This window comes from Pseudomonas sp. HMWF006 (genome assembly GCF_003061205.1).
GTDB lineage: Bacteria > Pseudomonadota > Gammaproteobacteria > Pseudomonadales > Pseudomonadaceae > Aquipseudomonas > Aquipseudomonas monsensis.
On the sequence record NZ_QAIU01000503.1, the window covers coordinates 15041 to 21193 of the forward strand.

General features: G+C 59.7%; 10 protein-coding genes. 6 read left to right on the forward strand and 4 right to left on the reverse strand.

Going from position 1 to position 6153, the window contains the following annotated elements; all coding sequences use genetic code 11:
* The 3 genes from DBR24_RS33265 to DBR24_RS22340 form a co-directional block, all read left to right on the forward strand.
* The coding region (locus DBR24_RS33265) for a glutaredoxin family protein (RefSeq protein ID WP_256591738.1) at positions 1-126 on the forward strand (126 nt) is incomplete at its 5' end.
* Positions 127-227: 101 nt separating this feature from the next.
* The gene (locus DBR24_RS22335) at positions 228-545 is read left to right on the forward strand and encodes a transcriptional regulator (RefSeq protein ID WP_123466484.1); all 318 of its coding nucleotides are present in this window, start codon (positions 228-230) and stop codon (positions 543-545) included.
* A 71-nt stretch (positions 546-616) separates the two neighbouring features.
* Positions 617-1507, forward strand: coding sequence for a pseudouridine synthase (locus DBR24_RS22340; protein WP_128615825.1), 891 nt, complete (start codon positions 617-619; stop codon positions 1505-1507).
* 79 nt (positions 1508-1586) lie between these two features.
* Here the strand turns inward: DBR24_RS22340 and DBR24_RS22345 are convergent, their stop codons facing one another.
* Positions 1587-1808 carry a YgdI/YgdR family lipoprotein gene (locus DBR24_RS22345; RefSeq protein ID WP_007908660.1) on the reverse strand — a complete coding sequence of 74 codons (222 nt, stop codon included), beginning with the start codon at positions 1806-1808 and terminating at the stop codon, positions 1587-1589.
* Between the two features lie 78 nt (positions 1809-1886).
* Entirely contained in the window at positions 1887-2489 is a 603-nt protein-coding gene (gene mobA, locus DBR24_RS22350; RefSeq protein WP_128615826.1) for a molybdenum cofactor guanylyltransferase MobA, read from the reverse strand.
* 81 nt (positions 2490-2570) lie between these two features.
* Here mobA and moaB point away from each other — a divergent pair, with 81 nt between their 5' ends.
* Both moaB and glp read left to right on the forward strand, forming a co-directional pair.
* Positions 2571-3110, forward strand: a complete 540-nt coding sequence (gene moaB / locus DBR24_RS22355) for a molybdenum cofactor biosynthesis protein B (protein ID WP_123466480.1) — start codon at positions 2571-2573, stop codon at positions 3108-3110.
* Positions 3094-4320, forward strand: coding sequence for a gephyrin-like molybdotransferase Glp (gene glp / locus DBR24_RS22360; protein ID WP_128615827.1), 1227 nt, complete (start codon positions 3094-3096; stop codon positions 4318-4320). Before moaB ends, glp begins: the two co-directional genes overlap by 17 nt.
* Before the next feature lie 61 nt (positions 4321-4381).
* Here glp and DBR24_RS33270 read toward each other — a convergent pair whose 3' ends face one another.
* On the reverse strand, positions 4382-4690 hold the full coding sequence (locus DBR24_RS33270; protein ID WP_225931097.1) for a hypothetical protein: 309 nt from the start codon (positions 4688-4690) through the stop codon (positions 4382-4384).
* Between the two features lie 314 nt (positions 4691-5004).
* Here DBR24_RS33270 and yegS point away from each other — a divergent pair, with 314 nt between their 5' ends.
* Entirely contained in the window at positions 5005-5922 is a 918-nt protein-coding gene (yegS, locus tag DBR24_RS22370) for a lipid kinase YegS (RefSeq protein ID WP_128615828.1), read from the forward strand.
* Here yegS and DBR24_RS33275 read toward each other — a convergent pair.
* Positions 5906-6153: response regulator transcription factor (locus DBR24_RS33275; RefSeq protein WP_256591737.1), on the reverse strand; the 248-nt coding region annotated here is incomplete at its 5' end. The genes yegS and DBR24_RS33275 overlap by 17 nt on opposite strands.

Sequence of the window (6153 nt, forward strand, 5' to 3'; positions counted from 1 at the left end):
ATCGCTGACGACGAGTCATGGTTTGAGGCCTACAGCCTGCGGATTCCGGTACTGCGCCGGGTCGATACCGGCGCAGAGCTGGGCTGGCCGTTCAGCGCGGATGAAGTCGTGGCCTTCTTGCGTTAATCATTCACCCCGCTGGTCGCAACGCTTATCCATCCCTTGGCACCTCGCGGCTTATTCGGTTACTGTATGTTCATACAGTAATTGAGTCAGAGGGACGAACCGTGGTCAATGTCGAACAGTTGAAGAACAGCGTGAACCGGATGTCGGTTGACGTGGTGCGCGAGGCCGTCCTCGAGTTGCGCCTTGACGGGCTGGTCACGGAAGGCAAGACGCCGTTCAATAAACTGCATTTCAACACCTGCTTTGCCGAGATAGAGGCCTTGTTTCAGCGGGCCGGGTACCACAAGCAGCTGGATGTGGTCGGCTATCAGGGCTTGCTGTACGCCTTGTATGATCCGGGGCGCTGGGAGGCTGTCGACGTGCTGCGCTGGCTCAAGGAGTTCACGGAGGCGGCTGCGCTCAAAACGATTCCGGCCTGAGGAATCTGCGCTAGGTTCGTGGCCTCTCGTGCTGGATAATGCCGGCCTGCATTGAGGGTTCGAATTTCCGTATGTCCACATCTCCATTTTCCGCTGCGCAGAATCAGGCCAGCACGCTTTATCTGCCGCCTGGTCACTGGCTGACCGTACTCGACTGCCTGTGCGATCACTTCAGCGCCATCGGCCGCGAGCAATGGCTGGACCGGATCGCCCGGGGCCGCGTGCTGGATGGTCAGGGACAGCCGATTGCAGTGGATCTGCCCTACAAGGAAGGCCTGCGGATTCATTACTTTCGCGAAGTGCCGGACGAAAAACCGATTCCGGTGATCGAGTCGATTCTGTATGCCGATAACCATCTGGTGGTCGCCGACAAACCGCATTTCCTGCCGGTGACGCCGGCCGGCGAGTATGTGGAGCAGACATTACTGCGCCGGTTGATTCGACGCCTCGACAATCCCCATCTGGTGCCGCTGCACCGGATCGACCGGCATACGGCGGGACTGGTGATCTTTTCCGCCAATCCGCAGTCCCGTTCCGCTTACCAGTCACTGTTCCCGACGCGGCAGATCGACAAACGCTATGAAGCCATTGCGCCGGCGCTGCCCGGACTGGAATTTCCCCTGATCCATAAAAGTCGCCTGGTCGATGGCGAACCGTTTTTCCGCATGCAGGAAGGGCCGGGCGTCAGCAACACCGAAACAGCGGTTGAGGTGCGTGAGAAAAACGGCGATCTATGGCGTTATGGCCTGTATCCGGTCACTGGCAAGAAGCATCAACTGCGGGTACACATGACCGCGTTGGGGGCGAGTATCTGCAACGATCCGTTTTATCCGGAGGTATTGAAAGATGTTGAGGATGACTACGCCAATCCGTTGAAGCTGCTGGCGCAAGGGCTGCGGTTTGTCGACCCGGTGACCGGTGAGCTGCGCGAGTTCGAGAGTCGAATCACCCTGCAGTGGTGATATCACCGGACTTTCCGAGCGCCCATGAAAAAGCCCGCATCGAATGCGGGCTTTTCTGTATCGGGTGTCGACCCGGAGCTTACAGCTCCTTAACGGTACGAACCTGATCCTTGTTGATGCGAGTTTCTTTGCCGTCCAGCTGTTTGAACTCGTAGAAGCCCGAATCATCATCGTATTTCGGGGTGTCGACGGCCTGGATTTCGCGACCGTCATTCAAGGTGATCACTGTTGGCGACGAGCAACCTGCGAGGGTAGCCAGGCCCAGTGCGAGCATGAAAGTGGCGAGGGTCCGTTGAGTCATGAGTGTGTCTCCGAATGGGAATTCTTTTGGTTACTGAGCTTGAGACGTATACAAGGCGTGAGAGTTCCTTGAATGGTGTCAGTCTGACACAGTGTTGTGCGAACTTAACAGTTCAGGGGTGTTGAGGTTGGCCAGCCGCGGGTCATTGTCCGGGCATTGCAACGCGGTGGCACCGATACCGCGCATCACCCGGCCGGGGCTGCGTTCACCGGCGTTCCAGGCGGTTTCGAAGGCCGGCAGAAGCGCAACCGGAATCACGCAGAGCAAAGGTTCCCAATGTTCATCGTGGCGCAACATTAAAGGTTTTTCAGGTTGCAATTGAGCGGCTTCGCGCATGCTTTGCACGAGTGCCGCGTCGATTCGCGGCACATCGCACGGCAATACCAGCAAATGCGAATGGTGCGCGACTTTCAGGCCGGCACGAATGCCGGCCAGGGGGCCCGGAAAATCGCTTTCGTCATCCACCACCAATTGATCGGCGAACGGTGCGTACCGCTCGCGATTGCGATTGCAGGAAATGATCAAGTCATCGGTCAGTTCACGCACCTTGCGCTGCAAATGGGCGATCAAAGGCTCGCCCAGCCACTCGACCAACCCTTTGTCCTGGCCACCCATGCGTTGGCCGCGTCCACCTGCCAGGAGCAGGATGGAGCAGGGCGGCAATTGGGTATTCAGCGTCATGGCAGCTCTCCGTTAGGGCGGCGGGAAATGGGGGCGCTGTGATATAACACCGGGCTGTTTCCCCTACAACTGGACGAGCCTATGAAAGCCAAGGCTGATGTACCTTTCGTGCCGCTCAATATAGCGGTGTTGACGGTCAGCGATACCCGAACTCTGGAAACCGACACTTCAGGCCAGGTCTTCGTCGACCGCTTGACGGCCGCCGGCCATCTTTTGGCCGAACGGGTTCTGCTCAAAGATGATCTCTACAAAATTCGCGCGCAAGTTGCCAACTGGATTGCCGACGACGTTGTGCAGGTGGTGCTGATCACCGGCGGTACCGGTTTTACCGGGCGTGACAGCACGCCGGAAGCCGTTGCCTGTCTGCTCGACAAGCAGGTCGACGGGTTCGGTGAGTTGTTCCGGCAGATTTCGGTGGCGGATATCGGCACCTCGACCGTGCAATCGCGGGCCTTGGCCGGTCTGGCCAATGGCACGCTGGTGTGCTGCCTGCCGGGTTCGACCAACGCGGTGCGTACCGGCTGGGACGGGATTCTGGGTGAGCAACTGGACGCTCGTCACCGTCCGTGCAATTTCGTCACCCACCTGAAGCAGGCGGCGCCTTGTGAATCCCGTGGGTAAGCCGGGCAAGACCGGTAGCTTGCTGCCTGTCGAGGTGGCGTTGGCGCGGTTGCTGGAAATGGCCGAAGCCACGCCCATCACAGAGCATGAGTATTTGCCTCTGGCGCAGGTCGAGGGGCGGGTGCTGGCTGAAGATCTGGTGTCGACCCTCGATTTGCCACCTTGGCCCAACAGTGCGATGGATGGTTATGCCCTCAACCTGGCGGACTGGACGGGGGAAGCCATGCCGGTCAGTCAAAAGGTGTTCGCCGGGCAGGCTCCGCAGCCATTGACCCCGGGGACCTGTGCGCGAATCTTCACGGGCGCACCAGTGCCACCGGGCGCCGATTGCGTGGAAATGCAGGAAAACGCCGAGGTTGGGGCGGATGGTCGCGTACGTTTCATCGAGACAATGGCGGTCGGGCAGAACATTCGTCCGCAAGGCCAGGAAACCACCGTCGGCGAGCTGATCCTGACGGCGGGGACTCGACTCGGCCCGATCGAGCAAGGTCTGTGCGCGTCGCTGGGGCGCGCCGGACTGAACGTCGTGCGCAAGGTACGCGTGGCGGTGATCTCCACCGGCGATGAGTTGGTCGAACCGGGTCAGGCGCTGGGGCCGGGGCAGATTTACAACAGCAATCGGGTGGTGCTCTGCAGTTGGCTGCAGCGCTTGGGCTGTGAGGTGGTCGATGCCGGTATTCTTCCGGATGACCTGGCCGCGACCCGCGCCCGCCTGGGTGAGCTGCAGGATGTCGATCTGATTCTTTCCACCGGCGGCGTATCGGTGGGTGAAGCGGATTTTCTGGGTATCGCCTTGCGCGAAGAGGGTGAACTGGCGCTGTGGAAACTGGCGATCAAGCCCGGCAAGCCCCTGACGTTCGGTCATTTCCGCAACGTGCCGGTCATTGGTCTGCCGGGTAATCCGGCCTCGACGCTGGTGACCTTTGCGTTGTTGACCCGGCCTTATCTGTTGCGACGCCAGGGTGTGCAGGATGTCGAGCCACTCAAGTTCACGGTGCCAGCAGGTTTTGTCTGGCCGGTGGCGGGCAGTCGGCGTGAATACCTGCGGGGCCGGCTTGAACAGGGACGGGCGACTATTTATCGCAACCAGAGCTCCGGTGTGCTTCGCAGTGCCGCGTGGGCAGACGGCTTGGTGGAAGTGCTGGAGGGCCGAACGTTACTTGAAGGCGATGCGGTGGTCTTCATTACGCTGAGCGACCTTTTGGGGTGACTCCCGCCTTGCAAAGGCAGGCTTCGATCAATATCGGCGAAGCCTGCCACGATTGACCCGCTCAATGGCTGATCAAGGTTACGAGCTGGTCGAACCGGCTATTGGCTACCCAGCCCAGCAGTGCCAGCACAACAGCGGTTGCTCCCGCCGAGTAGGCCAATCGGTGCTTGATCGTTTTGACGTCACCGCGAACCTCGTCCATGTCCCGCCGAATGTATTTCAGGTGGGTTTCCAGCTCGGTCACACGAGGTTCCATATTCACTTCTCCAGTGGTTCTGGTGTTTTGCCCAAAACCGGATTTGATGTTCGCGTGTTGTTCTTCCAGGCCGGGCACCGAACACACCGGTATTCTCGCCTCAAGGCTTCCCATGGGAAAAACCACCGGCAGTTTCAACGGTACGCTTGCTGACGCTTCCGGCGCTCGAACGCCAGGAGGTATTGGGGGTGTATCCACTCATTAAATGCACATCCGTGTGGTGTTGAATTGAAAATTGATACCGCCTGCGCACGTTGAAGCATTGGTCGAGGTGGGTCAATTAAGCCGATTCCGTATGTTTTGTACGAAAAAATACCGCTGTGTAGGACGCGGTGCTCCGATGGGCGAATTAATTGCGGTGCCTGTGGCTTTTTTGCGTGTCTGAGTGGTCAAGATGTTTCAACCGATTCATTTCAGGGAGTGACGCTATGAGTGAGCGCCGGGCGCTGTTGATTCTGCATGGCAAGCAAGCGTTGAACGAGGCGGTCCGTACCGCCGTCGAGCAAAAGCGCCAACAAGGCTGGGAACTGGCGGTACGTCTGACCTGGGAAGCGGGCGACGCCCAGCGATGGGTCGAGCAGGCGCTGGCGGACGGCTACAGGACGATTATTGCCGGTGGCGGCGACGGCACTTTGCGCGACATCGCCGAGGCCTTGGCGGCGCATCCGGGCAAAGCCAGCCTGGTTCTGCTGCCGCTGGGCACTGCCAACGACTTTTCACGGGCAGCGGGTATTCCGCTGGAGCCGGCCGAGGCGCTTGAACTGCTGGATGTGCCGCCCAGGGATATTGATCTGGGTGAAGTAGGCGGGCAGATTTTTCTCAATATGGCCACCGGCGGTTTCGGCAGCCAGGTGACGGCCAATACCTCGGAGGATCTGAAAAAGGTGCTGGGCGGCGCGGCTTATCTGTTTACCGGTCTGTCGCGTTTCAGTGAGTTGCATGCCGCGTACGGCGAATTGCAGGGCCCCGACTTTCACTGGAGTGGCGAGTTGCTGGCCCTGGGGATCGGCAATGGTCGCCAGGCGGGTGGCGGGCACGTGTTGTGTCCCCAGGCGCTGGTCGACGACGGCTTGCTGGACATCAGCATCCTGCCGGCGCCGCAGGAACTGGTGGGCACCTTGAAAAACCTGCTCAGCGACGGTTTCGGGATCGACAATATGTTTGTCCGCACCCGTTTGCCGTGGGTCGAAATCAAAGTGGCCGAAGGGCTGTACATCAATCTCGATGGCGAGCCGCTGGAGGGCGACAGCATGCGGTTCGAGGCGCGACCGGCAGCGTTGCGCGTGCATTTGCCGGAGCACTCGCCGCTGTTGGGCGGCGTGCCTGCGGTCAGTCGTCCAGACTGATGATCTGTTCACGTACGGCGAACAGCACCAGGCCCGCCACGTCGTAGATCTGCAGGCGCTTCATGATCTGCGAGCGGTGGGTTTCTACCGTTTTGATGCTCAAACCCAGGCCGTTGGCGATTTCCCGCGTGGATTTTCCACGCACGATCAGGCGCAATATTTCCAGCTGTCTGGCGGTCAGGTTGTGCGAGTCGCTGGTTTCCGGCGCCTGCTTCTGATTGCGGGTCAGTG